General features: G+C 36.5%; 5 protein-coding genes. All 5 read right to left on the bottom strand.

Features of this window, described 5'->3' with window-relative positions; genetic code table 11:
* Window positions 1-33 precede the first annotated feature (33 nt).
* Entirely contained in the window at window positions 34-5,403 is a 5,370-nt protein-coding gene (locus ACIQ0M_RS08895; RefSeq protein ID WP_396151497.1) for a GEVED domain-containing protein, read from the bottom strand.
* 737 nt (window positions 5,404-6,140) lie between these two features.
* Complete coding sequence (locus tag ACIQ0M_RS08890; RefSeq protein WP_396151496.1) at window positions 6,141-12,029, bottom strand: T9SS sorting signal type C domain-containing protein; 5,889 nt, start codon at window positions 12,027-12,029, stop codon at window positions 6,141-6,143.
* A 343-nt stretch (window positions 12,030-12,372) separates the two neighbouring features.
* Window positions 12,373-12,903, bottom strand: a complete 531-nt coding sequence (locus ACIQ0M_RS08885; protein ID WP_396151495.1) for a hypothetical protein — start codon at window positions 12,901-12,903, stop codon at window positions 12,373-12,375.
* Window positions 12,904-13,003: 100 nt separating this feature from the next.
* Window positions 13,004-15,322, bottom strand: a complete 2,319-nt coding sequence (locus tag ACIQ0M_RS08880) for a hypothetical protein (protein ID WP_396151494.1) — start codon at window positions 15,320-15,322, stop codon at window positions 13,004-13,006.
* Window positions 15,300-17,156 (bottom strand): beta strand repeat-containing protein, encoded by a 1,857-nt coding sequence (locus tag ACIQ0M_RS08875; protein ID WP_396151493.1) that lies wholly within the window; start codon window positions 17,154-17,156, stop codon window positions 15,300-15,302. Before ACIQ0M_RS08875 ends, ACIQ0M_RS08880 begins: the two co-directional genes overlap by 23 nt.
* Between the last annotated feature and the right edge of the window lie 127 nt (window positions 17,157-17,283).

The raw sequence follows: 17,283 nt of genomic DNA, 5'->3' as shown, positions 1-17,283 counted from the left end.
ACTAAGGGTTTTGAGTAAAGTATGTGTGTATTTTTAGTATGCTACCTTTTTAGTAACCACCAACCCATCGGTGGTAGTAATCTGCACTAAAATCATTTGATTCGCCACATTCAAGTTAGCAAAACTGACTTCGGAAGCTAAAATGTCTTGTTTGGCCGTTATCAACCTTCCTCTGATGTCAAAAAGTTTTACTTCAGACATTGTTAGGTTGGAAGAATTTATAAAAATAGTTTCACTGTTTTTATATACAACAATCGCATTAGAAGCATCTGTTGGGCTGTTAACACTCAACGTACCATCAGTAAATTGAATTTCAAAACGATCATCAAATGTTCCAGTTGTTGTAGTAAAATCATAATTGCTTTCATTTAAATTATGAATAACATTTAACCATTTATCTTCTAAATAAACTGTTTGACCTTCTTCAAACAAACCATCAAAATTTTCCAATTCAATCGAATAGTTTCCGGCAACAGATGTTCTGTATCCAACAGGAACCTCATCATTCACATCAAAAGGCAAAGCTCTTCCTTGAATAGTTAACTTTTTATCACTGTTTAATGAATAAAGACTCACTATATTTCCAGCCTCTGTTAATTGAGCATCGAATGCATTGTCCAAATTATTGGTTGCCCCTTGCACATAACCTAACAACATTTGTTTGTAAGCTCCTTGTTGATTGATAATGTTTAACCAGATTCTATGCTTTTCAATGGCAAGCGTAGCTGGTGCATCAGCACTTCTGTAAAATAAATTATTTAAACCGGTTAAACGCATAGTGTTATCAAAATTAACCGTTCCAGAGGTTAATCCCTGTACAAAGAAACCTTGACCTGCCGCAATATTACCGTTAGGAACGTTCGGATTTACACCTGGGTTTGGTGAAGCAGCTGTTCCTGCACCACCGGTTGCATTATAGGTTGCATAATCATTTGCATTATAATTATTAGCTGTGATTGGGGTGTTGTGTGTCCAGAAGAACATGTTTCCTTGCAACACTCCGTTGTTCCCTAAATACAATAAATCAGCATCGATAGCACTTGGATATGGATTACCTAACAAGTTTCTATTTTGAGTGCCCGAAACGGTTACTCCAATCGAATATGGACCATTATGAGGTACACCATAAAATGCTCCAGTAAACACAGAAGGAACAGTTGGACTAAATGTACCGGGAGCTCTAATGATGTATCCTTGACCTGCATTCATCACAGAAGCAGTGCTAATATTCTGCCAAGCATAAGTTGCATTATTAAAGATATAAAAACGAGATGGACTTGTATCTGGTGAAAAATTGCCTAACACTTGGTTTTCAACCGGAGAAGACCAATATGTATAATCATGGAAAACAACCGGCGTTGTATTACGCTCATAACGAATTGAACCTGTATTTACAGCATCTGTTAACTGAATTAAACTTGCATTGTTTTCAAAAACTACGGTATTTGGCAAAGATGGGCCATCTACTGTAAATTCATTTTCTACTGTCACCGTAACGCCAGATTGAACAAGCAAAGTTGCACCTGTAAACACTCGAACAGAACAAGCACTAAAGTTAGCAATTGCCGTATAATTACCTTGAATGACAACACGCTTAGTGATATCTGGAGTTCCGTTACTCCATGTATTTGTTCCTGTTAATATGGTTGTATTTGTTGATACTGATGTTACCGTTGAATAAACAGGGTTACAAGCACCGGTTCCAATCACTGCTCTGAAATAACGAACCGTTAAGAAAGTTCCAAATTCTGCCGGTGTCAAGGTAGTTGTAGTATTCGCAATTGGGTTAACCCCTAGTGTAAATGCAGCATTATCGGCATATTCCCAACGAATAATATTTCCAACATGACCGGTTAAAGTTATATTAGTAAAAGAAGATGTATCACAAGAAACTTGGTCAGCAGAAAGCGTACCTCCTACTTGAGGTGTCACAGCGATGGCTACGGTTTGAGAACTCTCACAAAATGTTGGCGAAGGTCCGGTAGCAGTAGCTTGGTACACTGTATCCGTTGATGGCATAGCATAAACCACACTTGTTCCTGTTCCTGAATATGGAATGGTTCCGGCAGCATCTGTAAACAATCCGGTTGTTGGAGACCATACAATATCTGAAGTAGCACTACCAATAACTCTAAAGTTATCAATAGCCCAACCCCAACCCCATAATGTTTGGTAATCAAATCGAATTTGAATGATATTGCCAACATACGGATTTAAATCCAAGAAAGCTTGAGTAAAATTTGAACTAGATCCTTGATTACTTGTATAATTAATTAGAGGAGTCCATGTACCACCACCATTTGTGGTTATCTCTACACGTGCAAAAATATCATTACCCCAAAACTGAAAGAAATGGTAATAACTCACAGTAGCAGAAGTAAAACCCGTTAAATCAATTGGTGGTGAAACCAATCGTGTTCTTGTTGTACTGGCTGCCCCTGAACCTTGTGAATCAGAGTTGGTAAAAACAAAATTTGTATCATCATTACTTGAAAAAGTAGCAAACCAAGAAGGACCTGGTGCTGTATAACCTTCTGGGCGAATTGTCCAAGCAGGATTAGCAGGATTTACACCACCAGTTGAACTATTAAACGATGTAAATTGACCTGGTCCATTAATCCCGGAATTGAAGTTTTCCTGATAAACTACAACATTAGAAACAATTCCACCCGCTGCATTTAACTCAATGGCAGGCCCATTAATACAACTATCTGTTCCATCAGGAGTAGCGATAGTAATTGGAGTTGGTGTTTCATTTGCTGTATAAACAAAGTTAACTGTGTTTGTACTAAAAGCACCACTCGTTTGACTTGCAGTTAAGATAAATGTTGTCGTAGCACTTGTATTGAATGTATACCCCGAAACCGGATCTCCGGTCACTCCTGAAGAAGGTGTCCAAGTATATACATCAAAATCGGCTATATTAGACGTAATCGTAACCAAAGGCGAATCTGTTAATCCACATTGTGGCGGCATTGTTGTTTGACTTAAAGTTAATGCCGGTGGAGCTACGATTACATTTACTGTATAATCCTCAAAAGTTTGAAATGCTCCGTTTCTACATGGGGTTAGTGCACCTCCAGTAAAAATAGGATCATCAATTCCACCTATTCTCATTCGCTTTGGACCTAAAGTGGCAGTTAGTGGTACATTAAAAGAAACGCTTAATACTGAAGGTGAAGGAGGATTAACCGTTTCACCGGAATAAACTTCTTCACCCGGATCGATAAAATCACCATCATTGTTCCAGTCAATCCATATACTTACAAAATAATCAAAAGTTGAAGTAGAGAAAGTCATTGAAATTGGCACGGTTGCTCCTTGAGCAATATTTGCAGTTAAACCTGAATAGTTTCCATAAAAATTAGTTGCCGCTTCATTACCTGTTGTATTGTTAATACTAGAAAAAGTAACATTGGTTAATCCTGTTCCATCCACAGAAGACCCAACCGGTGTACAATAAACCGGTGGTGCAGGTAATGTTGTAAAAGTTGCACTAGTAGACCATTCTCCAAATTCGCCAGGCCCACAAATGCTTCGTACCCAAACATAATGCAAGGTATTAGGTGTTAATCCGGGGATTACAGTTAATGTTGTTCCGGCAGGAACAGTTCCAGAAGCCGGTGTAGAATTAGTTGGAGGAACACCTGTAGTGTTATAGTAATAAGCATATCCATTAACAGGAGATGGCGTTGGAGCCGTCCAGGTAATGGTTGCATTGTTAAAGCTCACCAAAACCGGCGGTGCAATTAATCCTGTAGGTTGACGACAATTTGATACATCAATAAAAATATCATCTAAATATAAGGTACCATTATTGGCAGCAGAATAAGCTCTAAAACCAAAATAATAGGTATCAGTTGTAGGTGCAGTAAAATTAACGACATTACTTTCCGGAACAGACTTTATTTCAGGATGATCATCCAATTGAATTGCAGTTGCTAATCCGGCTCCTGTTCCCGTGGTTCCATAACGAACTTCCATACGATTGGTAATAAAAGTAAATTCCGAAGAACCTCCATAAATGTATTGAATTCGGTACGTTTGACCTGCAGTAAGGGCAACTCCTTTTGTAATAAACCAAGTATTGGCTGGGTTTGCGTTGAATGTGTAGGTTAAATGCTCATCAAAGAAAGCTCCAAAATCGGGAGGTGATGAAACCCAATTGTTCCCTGTGCCTAAATTATTATTTACTGTACAAACCGGTAAGCCAGGCAATGTAAACCCATCACCAACAGGATCAAAAGGTATATAATAAGGTACAGTTGTAGCCGAACATGGTAAGGTAAAAATTGGACCCGGAACCCAAGCACTATAACTTGACCCACCACAAAATGAGCGTACAAATAATCGATAAGTAAAACCTTCTGTTAAACCTGTTGCTGTAGTTGAAGTTCCGGCGAAAGTTCCAGAATCAGCAAGACCTACCGGTCCTGAACCTCCTGTCCCGCTACTACGCACTTCAAATTGATAGCTAATAGGCGAAACTGCCGGAGCGGTCCACGAAATATCAGCAGTGGTACCGGTTAAATTTATCGCTGTTAAACCAGAAGGAACATAACATGGTGGTGTCCATTGCATACGGATAACTGTACCCATGTAAGATGTATCTCTATAATTTAACGCAGTATTTGCTAATGCACCAGCTGTAGTAGAGGTATATCCTGCTGAATTAGCTGCTCTGTTATTAAAATCGGTATTAGAAGTACCTCTCAAACCACATTGTCCAGGAAGGTTAGTTGTAAGACTAGCATGAAAAGTTTGAACATTATGTACAACCTCTACAATATTGGTTCCTTCATATAATTTTATTTGAAAATTTAACAAACCCTCTCTCGGAGCAACCAAATTATTATATCTAGTCATATTTTCATACTGAACCGTAAAGACTCTACTACCTACAGAACCGGTAGTTAAATATTCCACACTGGAAACTACAGCGGGATAAATAGGTGCAGAACCAAAACTGGCATGAACTAAACTTTGTCTCGCATATGCGGCGATAGCTCCTGCATATTGATTTAAATTGGCTCCACTAATTGGAGCACCCTGAGTTGCTGTTGTGTTGACAGTTCCACCAAAATAAATAAATCCATTCGAATGAACCTTTACTTGGCTATAATTTACTCCATTATAGTTAAAAGTAAATCCTAACGGTATTTCTGAACCTATAGGTGTAAACTCTTGATAAATTGTTGCCCCAAAAAGGTCTGTTCCAGTAATCGGAGTATAGACCTCACCATCTGAAACGCCATTAAACTCTTGGTAACCATACGCCGTTACCTGAGCTTGCGTGTTTGTGGACATCAACAATATCATTCCAATAAACATAACCCCTAAAAAGGAGGTTGCTTTTTGGAAAAAGGTCGTTCGGGTATTTTTTAAAAGTAAAGTTGAATTCATAGTTTTTATTTTAGGAAATTCAGTTTTTTTTATTTTTTTAGTTTGGTTTCTTTTCTAATGTGTTAAAATGATAGAAAATTGCTTTCATTATTTCTTCACATAGCATTTAATTTCTTTTGTTCAAAAATCGACCATCTTCACATAATGTCGACAAAATACAAACAATTCAAAAATGTGATTTAAATTTCTGACTAAAAACTACGGTAAAATGTTTTTAATCAGCCTTTTAAAGCCATCTATTTTTGAATTACTAACAACAAAAATACATTTTTTCGCGAATAATACTCATTAAAAGTGTATGAATTATTAACACAATGAAATTGTTTTGTTAAATATACCATTAGATTACTACTATTTTCTTATCAAAAGGTAAAGCTAAGTAGAAATGTTAAGCCAATGTTACTTTTTCGACAAAAAGCTATAAAAATCGATTAGGAGAAACAGAGCTAATGAATTGCTTCACTTTTTGGAAATTATAATTGATAAAAATGTTCAGGTGATTTTGATAATATTCATTTATAGTAATCTACAATGCATTAAAAAAACTGAAGGATTTAAATATTTCAAAAGTAAAAAAACAATTAACAAAGTGTTTCTTAACTTTAAAAAATCAAAGAAATGAAAAAATGTAAGTTTTACTTGATAGTTTCTTTTTCACAATTTTTCTATTACTATTTTTATAAAAAAAAGCCCAATTCAAAGGAAAAGGGCTTTATGATAAGTTGAAAAAAGATTAATTAAAAAACTACTTTTTTAGTAATGATATTGCCGTATTGATCAACAATTTGAACCAATAAAATTTGATTCGCAATGTTTAAATTCTCAAAAGTAGTGGTGTTATCATTTATATTTATGTTTGATGCAATTAGTCTTCCACGGATATCAAAAAGAGTTACTTTATCTAAAATTACATTTGAAGAAGCTTGAACAGCAATGCTTTGAGCACTTTTTACTACTATAACTTCTTGTAAATCAATCGGATTTATACCCAATGTTTCATTAGTAAAGCGGAGAATAAAACGACTATCGAACGTCCCAGACCCTGAAAAGAAAACATAGGGCTCACTTTTTAAATCATGGATAAGGTTTAGCAACTTATCTTCTAAATATACATTTTGTTCGGCAAAAAATCCATCAAATGTAGCTAATTGAACAGAGTACGTCCCCTCAGAAGGAGATTTATATCCCAAAGGTATTAAATCGGATTCTGCAAATGGCATGGCTCTACCTTGAATGGCTAATTTTTTATCGTTTAACACCGAATAAAAACTTACCGGATTTCCAACTTCTGATACTTCTCCATCATATTTAAAATCAAACTCATTGGAAGCCCCATTAACATAACCAACTAACAATTGTTTGAAACCACCCTCTGTATTTGAAAGCTCAAGCCAAAGTCTGTTTTTATTTTCAGTTGATTCTGACAATGGTAAGCCACTCATTCTAAAAAACTGGGTATTATTTCCTAACAAACGCATCGAGTTTTTGAAAGTAGCTATTCCAGTTCCAACACATCTCATAAAAAATCCTTGTCCTGCAGCTATAGTTCCGTTGGGTATAGTATTATTAATTCCGGAATTGATGGCTGATTGTGTACCTACACCACCAGTATAATTGTAAACTGCATAATCGTTGGAAGTATACTGATAATTGGTTATAGGAGTATTATGGGTCCAAAAATAAATAGTTCCTCCAACAACTCCTGCATTCGAGGGGTCGTCCATAAAATCGTCTGCACTAATAGCACTTGGATAAGGATTTCCGAGTAGGTTTCTATCATTTAAGCCATTTACTACTATTGGAACAGTGATATCTCCATTGTGTGGTACACCGACAAACTGACCGTTGTAAATCGTTGGTGTTACGGCATTAAAAGGCAATATACCGGGTGCACGAATAATGTACCCAATACCCGCTACAAAACTAGATGCAGTTGAGACATTAGACCAGTTATATATTCCTGTATTCCATAAATAAAAACGTGCCGCATTTGTATTAGGGGAAAACGAACCAAAAGTTTGGTTGGCTACAGGTGAGGACCAATACGTATAATCATAAGTAACCATCGGTGTAGAATTTCTTCTGTAAGTGATGGGGCCAGAATTCACAACATCATTAATTTGAATTAAACTGGCATTATTTGCAAAAACAATAGAAGTTGTTGCAGGTGATCCGGTTACATCAATCTGGTTATTCACTATAAAATTGTGATTTGCCAGGACTGTAACTGTACCGGATTGTACTTCAATAGAACAAGCCTCTAAATCACCGGTTGAAGTATAATTACCCGCAAAAACAACCCTCTTGGTGTTATCCGGTAGCCCATTACTCCATGTGGTTCCGTTCCAAACTGTTGTAGGGAAGCTTACACTTTCTACAACGGAATAAACAAGCGGACATACACCACTTTGTATAACAGCTCTAAAATATTTAATATTGGTTATGGCACCCATTTGAGCTGGGGTAAACGTATCTGTTGTATTGGCAATTGTAGAAAGGTTAACTGTAAATGCTGAATCATCTGCAGATTCCCATCGAATAATTGTTCCTGAATAACCTGTAAGAGTTATTGAAGAGGGAACTGTATCCGAACATAAAACTTGGCTACCGGACAAAGCTCCTCCTAGTGGAGTTGGATCTACCGTTATCAAAATATCTTCAGTAGTAAAACATCCATTTGTTCCTAAAGCTGTGGCAGTATAGGTTCGTGTAGTTGTGGGTTTTGCAAATACAATTCCTACAGGTGTTCCCAATACATAGGGAATCGTTGCAGCGGCATCGGTATATAATTCAGTATCAGGAGACCATTGTACTTCAAGCGATATAGCTGCTGATACTTCTAAATTATCAATTGCCCAGCCATAGCCCCAATTTGATTGATAATTAAATCGTATTTGCAAATTAGGATTTCCAATGTAGGCATCTAAATTAACGGTATGCTGAACGAAATTAACCCCACTTCTTTGTGAGGAAAGGAATGTTTCAACGGTAGTCCAATTGGTTCCATCAGTAGAAACTTCTATTATTGCGGTATCACCACTCACATATCTATAATACTGCCAAAAACTGAATGATGCAGAAACATAAACTGATAGATCAATTGGAGGCGAAGTTAATGTTGTCCTTGTAACTGAACTAGGTCCTTGTGCATCAGAATTAGCAAAAATAAATTGAGTAGCATCATTACTATTGAAAGTATATGTCCAATATGGACTTGAATAATTGTAAGGACTAGGACGTAATGTCCATTGAGAGGCATTAACATCTCCTGCAACAGATGTATTTGAAACTACCCAACCAGGTGCTGAACCATTAAAATTTTCTGCATAAACAATTGTTGAAGATGTAGAACCAACTGAAGCGGATAGCGGTTGAACAGTATCCTCACAAATTGTTGCAGCGGCCGGTACAATTGCTATTGCCGGTGGTAGGGGGTCTACCGTTACTGTAATTGATACAACATTGGTACAAAAAGAGCCAGATGTTTGATTTGCTGTTAATGTGTAAGTAGTTGTTGCACTTGGATTAAATTGAAAACCTGCCCCAACAGAGCCGGAAACACCACTTGCTGGTGACCAAGTAAATGTATTGTAGGAAGCCGCACCAGTTACTGTTACTAATGGAGTTGTTTCTCCTTCACAAATTACTTCATTTACACTACTTAATGAAAAAGGAGGTGGAATTGCTACAGTGGCATTAACTGCTACTCTAGGTGAAATACATTCTGTGGTAAACTTCCAATTATAGAAGAAGAAATAATTAGTATTGTCTATTGGATTCCCTGTAATTTGAGCAACTGTAGATACATAAGGATAAACTGCTCCGGTTGTATTACTTCTTAATCCGGATGTTGGCATTGAGCCTACAAAAAGATTATAAGTTCCTGGTGGAAGCGGATAATTTAAAGGTATAGTTTGTGCTGTATTTCCACCCGTTACTGATGTTGTAAAAGGAAAGGTTGCTATTGTTACATTAAATGAGTTACGTAAAACAATTTCTCCTGATTGACCTGATGCCAATGGAAATATATCAACAGCTTGAATAGTTGTACTATTAAAAACATCAAAACTCATTGAGGTTGGAAATGTTGACGTTGCAATTGTACCTCCTAATGTGGTAGGTGATATTGGCCCCACTTTTGAAGTTGCACCAAATGCTTTTGCTTGAGCATAATATACAGTTGAAGATCCTAATAAAGGTGTTGTGAAATTATTACCTGTAAAAAGACTTACTCCATCTGTTGGCACATCATACCACTCAATAAATGATCCCGGATTGGGGGTTGCTGTTAAGTTTAAGGAACCTACACCACATCTTGAAGCTCCCGAAGATGAAGTCACCAATGGCGAATTACATTCGGTAGTAAATGTTTGTACTTCACTCCAAATACTTCTATCGACACCTCCACAAAAACCTCTCACCCATAAATAATAAAAAGAAGAAGCTGTTAAACCGGTGATGGTAGTGGCTGTAACACCAGCCCCCACTGATCCAGAAGGAACTGTAGCTGCTGTTGGTGGTGTTGGAGATGTTGAATAATAATATTGATATCCTGCTGATGGTGGAGGTACCGATGCTAACCAAGTAACATCTGCTGTATTATTTGTTACAGAAATCACTTGAACATCAGTGGGTTCAAAACATGTCGGTGAAACTGTTACACTGATATCATCTATAGCAATAAAACTTTGATCTGCAATACTAAAACCATAGAAACCAATGTAATAAATCCCCGTACTTACAGGGGTGAAATCAACCGATGCAACTTGAAAAGATGTATTATTAATATTAAGTAAATCTAATAACGTAATGTTCATTCCTGCAACATCTTGGGAGTTCCCCAAACGAACTCTTAAGTTTTCAAAAAAGGTTCCCGCTGCACCGGTATTGTATCTAAAAAATAGACGATAAGATGTCCCACCTGTCAAATTTAATCCCGGCATAAAAAACCAGTCATTCATGTCTACTGTTGGATTCTTTGCAATATACATTGCCCTGGGTGAGGAGGAAAAACTAACACCTTGTACACCCCACTGAATAACATCCGCATTATCGTTAACCCGAGTAAAACAAGTTGCTAACCCAGCAATCGGTGATGTATCAAAATTTTGCGTGTAGGGGATATTGTAATAACCACATGGTAAAACACCAACATTAATTGTATTACTATTGTTAACACAACCGGGGCCTATAGCTCTAACTCGATACCAATAATTAGTAGCAGTTGCTAAATCAGAAACTGTAAAACTTGTAACTAAACCAACTGAAAAGTTATTATAAGAGGGAAGAATATTAGTAAAAGTACTGTTTGTTGAAATATCTATACGGTAATCAGTAGCAAGAGCAACACTGTTCCAATTGAGTGTAAACCCATTTCCATTTACTGCTGTAGCCGCAGTTGCAACTGCAGTAGGTGTACACGTGGTTGCTGAAGTAGTTAATATATTTGTTAAATTATAAAACGGAGCACCAATACAATTATCATTGTATGGGATTACCCAATAATAATAAGTGGTACTCGCGGTCAAACCAGTTTGGGTAAATGTTGTTACAGCTGAAGAGGCATTACTAATAACAGTATATGTTGAAGCAATTACGTTTCCAACTCCCCAATATCTTCCATCTAATATTTCTGTAGCAGTTGGAGCTGTGTTAACTAAACTTCTTAAGATTAAATAATTTGTTGGAGCAGGTATAGCACCTGTAAAACTATTGCCAACAAATGAGTTAAAGGTCGTACTTGTTCCTCCTATTACTAACCCAGTTGGAGTAACCGGTGGAGTAACACAATTAACAGTGGGTGGTGTCCATGTATATGTTAATCCTAAATCAGGGTAAGCTAATGATGGCGGAATAGCAACTGTATTTCCAATTGTTCTAACAGCACTGTTGTTTGCAGTTCCTGGGGTTGTAGTTCCAAACCAAGGTGTGTTTGTAGCTTTAAGCCTATTTAAAACGTTACCTATATTTCCGTTGCTGGGAAAATTATTATTTGGTCCACGTAGACCAATCTGAACTGTGCGTGCGGTTGTACCTAAAGGCACACAATTACCATATGATACCTGCACCTGATTAGATGTTTCAAATAATTTAATTTGAAAATTAAATACACCCGGATCAACTACTCTTTCTGCATCTTGCCATTGAACAACCAAAACTCTGTTAGGAGCGGTTCCTTGAATTTCATATAAAATAGGTGATGTGCCGGAATTATCTATCAAATTGATACCCAATGCACTGATTACACCTTGATGAGTTGTATTAGTACTTATCGGTGTATAAGTGTTTGGAAGTGGCTGAGTAGCTCCAAACGTTAGGTACCCGTTTGGACTAACGTAACACTCCGTGTAAGTTACGCCATCAAATACAAAATTAAATCCGAAGTTTACGAGGGATGTAGCCCCAGCAGTATGATCATCCCAACCGCCCGGATAAACAACAGATGCAGAGACCGGAAGTGGTGTATAGCCTGAAATATCTTCTGAAAAAGTGTATGTACTTACCTGAGCTTTGCTAGTAAAACATACCGTTAAAAAGAGAAAGCAAAAAAAACAATTTAGTTCTTTTTTTAAAGAAAGTAGTTCACAGAACAAATCGCTTATTAAATAAAGTTTATTTTTTTTCATAGACACATAGCATTAACCATAAAAGTATTATATCATTTATTTCTGTGGTATAGATTGTTTTTGGATTTAGCTAAAAACTTAAAAATCAGTTTTATCCATTATAAAAGTACAGCATTTGATTTAACCTTTTGTCTTTTTAATTTTAAAAAATTAACATTTCGACAAAAAGCAAAAAAAATCGACAAAATGCACTTTAGTTGAAATCCATATCCTATATTTCTTATAAATCTCTTTTTGTCAAACTACTGTTGAAATTTAATTCTATAAAATCAAAAACCCCTCTAAAAGAAGGGTTATGAAGGGTTTTAAGTAACTGATTGTTTAGTTTCTTTTTGACGTAAAACTAAACCGTTGCGTTTACATAACTGTCTGCTTTTTTCATAATTGAACGAATCAAGATTGTTTTGGTAGACATTCCAGATTTTAAATATTGTTCTTTTTTTGAAACTAAGGAAGAACGGTTAATAGTAGTTGATTCTTCTTTTGCAGTAGAAACTTTAGTTTCTTGTTTTGCTCCGGAAAACCAATTTGATATTTCAATTGAACTCATTTCAACAGCGTTTTCTTGAATCATTTCTTGAGCATTCTCTTCTGATACAATTTCGTTAGTTACTAGAGTTTGAGCAGAAACTTCTGTGATAGCAGAGAAAAGAACTACGATTAAAGTGATTAAGAATTTTGTGTTGATTGCTTTCATATGTATTTTAAAAATTCGTTTTGTTTTTATTTCTGATGTAAAAGTATATCGGTTGTATGCTCCTACCCCATTTTTTCGATGACGTGTCGATAAACTCGATAAAAAGACATCGGACTGAAAGTGAATGGTAAAAATATGCATTTCGTCGATAGTTGCTTTATTGACAGTGCTTTTCATAGAACGATGAAATGTGCATTTCATCTAATGTGTCACAATTAGGCATAAAAAAAACCTTCGATTACTCGAAGGTTTTACAATTTATAAAGTGTTACTTTTTCTAGTGAACTACTTTTTTGGAAATTAATTGTCCGTCTACTGCAGTCAGTTGAACAATTAACACTTGATTCGCTACTCGTTCTAATGGAATGGAGATAGTTGTTGCCGTAACATCTTTTTGCTCTGCTACTAAACGTCCACGCATATCGAATACTTTTACGTTATTCATTGGAACCGATCCGGAATTGATTTCGATTGTTTTATTTTTAGAATAAACAACAACAGTGTTTTCGAGTATTGGATTAGAAACTGACAAGGTACTTTCATATACAATTTCAAAACGATTTGAAAATGTTCCGGCTTCCGAAACAAAACTATAAGCAGCATTTCTTAAGTCATGTTCGAGATTAAGTAAATTATCTTTTAAGAAAATTTGTTGTTCTTCATTTAAAAATAAACCATCCAATGTATTAATGGCAATTTCAAAACTTCCCGGATTGTTTGTTTTAAAACTCAATGGCACCACATCAGTAGAAACAAAAGTGGCACGATGTTGAACAGCTAGTTCTGTGTCAGCTACAATAGAATTTAATGATAAGGAACTATCATTAATATATTCTCCATCAAATTGGTCATCGATGTCATTTGTGGCATCATCTCTATATCCTACTGCCATATTCCCAACAATAGTATTAGTATTGTTTTTTAAATGTAACCAAATTCTAGATGCGTTACCGGTTTCTTCACTTCTGTAAAAAACACTTGTATTTACCTCACGCTGTAAGTTATTGAATACTAAATTTCCGGCACTGTTTGCTTTTACAATAAAACCTTGTCCGGGTTGGATATTGTCATAAGTATGAGGTCCATCACTAAAAGCACCTCCGCTATAGGTAATGTAAGCACTTCCGGCAGCATTATTTGTTTTTCTCCAGAAGTACAAATCGCCATCAATTAAACTACTATTGTCATCTAAAAATGTCTCAATACTAATTGGAGAAGGATATGGATTTCCAACTGCATTGAAACCGTTACCGGCATTCGATAAAGAAAAAGTTAAATCACCACTATTAGGCTTTCCTATAAAACTTCCCTCCCATACGGTTGGAGAAGTTGGATGATTGTCCGGCATTCTGATTAAATATCCCTGCCCGGTTACAAAATCATTTGTTCCCGGAGTTATAGCTGCATAATTATCCGCAGTTGTATTGTAAGTATAAAAACGATTGGTAACAGTTAGCGGTGAAAAGCTCAATAAATTTTGACTTTCAACCGGCGAAGACCACAATGTGTAATCCAAACGCATTAAACTTTGCGATTGTCTTTCAACGGTGATATCACCACTGTTTGGATTGGTGGCACCTTCTTGCATTAAATAAGCATCATTTTCGAGGGTAAAGGTACTTCCCGTGTCTACTGTTAAACCTCCACTCAATGAAACCACATCGCCGCTTGAAATCACAACAACGGCATTATTATTCACTGTTAAAGTACAAGCATCTAGATTACCTGAAGAAGTATAATTATGAGCTATTATAGCAGTGGTTGTTGCTGTTGGAGCTCCATTATCCCAGCTTCCTCCTGAAGCAGATGTCCATGTGGTCGTATTGATAGATACTGTAGTTGGAGTAGAATTAGCCTCTGCACATACACCACTTTGTACCACAGCTCTAAATTGAGTGGTTTGAGTCAATGCACCAGAAGTATAAGTTGATGAAGTATTTACAATTGGATTCCAAGTTGTAAAAGGACTTACAGCACTTTCCCAACGTACTACATTCCCAGTATTTCCTGACAAAGTCAATACCCCACTAGTAGAACCTGAGCATATAGCAGTTCCTCCGGTTACTGAACCTCCTACAGAAGTTGGGTCAACAATAACTTCTACTTTAGATGCAGTTACAGAACAACCTAAATTATTGGTTACTGTTACTGTATAAGTAGTATTAACAGTTGGAAAAACTCCTGTTGGATTTTGCAATAAGGATGTAAATCCAGATGGAGTTGACGTCCAGGCATAACTTAAATCAGGTGTATTTGGAGTTGAAGTTACGGTTACATTATCTATTGCCCAATAATAGCTCCAAACTCCGGCATATCTAAAACGAATTGAAACATTTGTTTGATTTAAATAAGAATTCAAACTTACGGTAACTAATGCAAAATTATTATTAGCACCTTGTGTAGTAGTGTAGGTGTTAAGCACTGTCCAACTAACACCATTCGTTGAAATTTCAACAATAGCAGAGTCTGTTGTATCCCAATCTCTGTAATAATGATAAAAAGTTAAAGTAGCCGCACTCATTCCCACCGTGCTAAAAGAAGGCGATTGTAAAGTAGTATTTGTTGTACCTCCACTAACCTTGTCTATCGCTATCACTTAAATAAAATTGACTAGCGTCATTGCTATTTAAAGTTTGACTACTTCCACATGTAGGACAAACCACATATCCATTTGGTCTTAACGTCCAAGCAGCATTCGCTGGTGTACCTCCAGTACTTGTATTAGTAGTAGTCCAACCTGTAGGTGTTCCATTAAAGTTTTGTGTTAACAGGGTCGTTGCACTAGCTGAATTTGAGGTGGCACTTGATGTTAAATTAATACTACCACCGGAACAAATAGTAGCCGCACTTGCAACAGCAGTAACCGTTGTTGGAATTGGGTTGATTATTAAAGTTCCACTACTAGTTCCTGTACCGTTAGGGTTTACAACTGATATTGCTCCACTCGTTTGGCTTGCAGTTAATGTTGCAGTGATAGAAGTAGAAGAATTGACAGTGTAATTTTGCACGTTTACACCATTCACACGAACGGAAGAAACTCCAATAAAACCGGAACCATTGATTGTAATTGTACTGTTTGGACAAACAGCCATAGGTGAAAAACTTACAACTCTTGGAATTCCGTTTGGTACTAATTCACCAGTGCCTAATAAAATAGCACCGAAACTATTTGTCCCATCAAAAAATCGGATTTGGTTTAATTGTTGCGTAGTTAAATGAGTTGCCAATGTTCCAACAAATATCTTTGGATTTGTTCCAGAAGCAGCAGTTCCATTATATCCACCTACCCAACCCGTAATAGTGAGTGTTTTTTCTGGTATCCAAGAAGCAGCATTACTATTGGCAAAAGTCAATGTATGATTACCTGTTCCCAGTATTATGTTTGAATTTTCGCTAAGCGTTAATACACCAACTGTATCCGAAAAACCAGTAGTTGCTCCTGATCTATATGTACCGCCATTTAAATCAATTGGTGAAGAATTACTAATCCTATCCGCAGCATTAGGCACTAAAACTGTAGTCCCTTCAACGGAAAGGCTATTGGTTACGGTAATGTTAGCATTTAACGTTTTTGTTCCACTATTTGATGTAGTTAAATTGTTGTAGGTATAAGCTCCAATATTTTGAGCAACACTTCCATTATAATTTACAGTTCCTGTGGATGGAATTAAGGCACCACCCGACATCGTTCCGGTTCCACCAATATTTAATAACCCTGAACCACTAAAACGAACGGCATTACGATTTGCAGAACCATTCATAGTAAGATTACCTAATACATTAACCGTTCCGGTTGAAATTGTTATTTCTGAATCTCTATTATCATTAGTAGTATCTGCCATTACAACAGAATTACAAGTAAGTGTACCTGAACCCACTTCTATTATCTTATTGTCTCCGGTTCCAGTTCCATTATTGATGGTTACAATACCATTCACTGTTAAAGAATTGGTACCACTGATGATAAGTGTACTATCATTTCCTCCTGATGCAATTGTTAATGCTGCACAAACCGAATTCAAATTTACGGTTACATCGTCACCATCATCAATAACTACTGTATCCACAGGACTTGGGGGACCTGCACTGGTTCTGTACGCTTGATTTGTTTGATTAGTCCCAGCATTAGCCACTAAAGTCAAACTTGTATTGCTAGCAATAGAAGCAACTGTTCCTATAGCATTACCATTAGTTCTTTGAATTACAGAACCTACAGTTAACTGTGTTAAAAACAAGGTACCTGTTCCAGTAACGGTTGTAGAACCAGTAGAGCATGTTATTGTTCCGGTTCGGGTAACATTTACATTGGCCCATGTTGCATCTGCATTCCAGTTCCCATTCCCAACGCTTGTAATCGTTCCTGATTGTGCCGAAACTAAATTCGATAGAAAAAAACAAAAAAGTATTAAAACTATTCTTTTTATTTTCAAATTGTGTCTTGTCCTGAAATAGCGATACACAAACTTCATCGTTATGGAAAACCTTCAAGAAAATCGCTATGTTAAGCGAACCCAGAAAGACTACTCAATGTCTTTAAAGCTTCAAATTGTTCAAGAA

Origin of the sequence: Flavobacterium sp. (genome assembly GCF_044339515.1) — a bacterium.
Classification (GTDB): domain Bacteria; phylum Bacteroidota; class Bacteroidia; order Flavobacteriales; family Flavobacteriaceae; genus Flavobacterium.
The sequence above is the reverse complement of the archived record's forward strand: the minus strand, read 5'-3'. Positions and strand labels throughout refer to the sequence as shown.

Coding starts and splice junctions, on each gene's coding strand:
- ACIQ0M_RS08890 (WP_396151496.1), bottom strand. CDS start 12,029: ATGAAAAAAAATAAACTTTATTTAATAAGCGATTTGTTCTGTGAACTA.
- ACIQ0M_RS08895 (WP_396151497.1), bottom strand. CDS start 5,403: ATGAATTCAACTTTACTTTTAAAAAATACCCGAACGACCTTTTTCCAA.
- ACIQ0M_RS08885 (WP_396151495.1), bottom strand. CDS start 12,903: ATGAAAAGCACTGTCAATAAAGCAACTATCGACGAAATGCATATTTTT.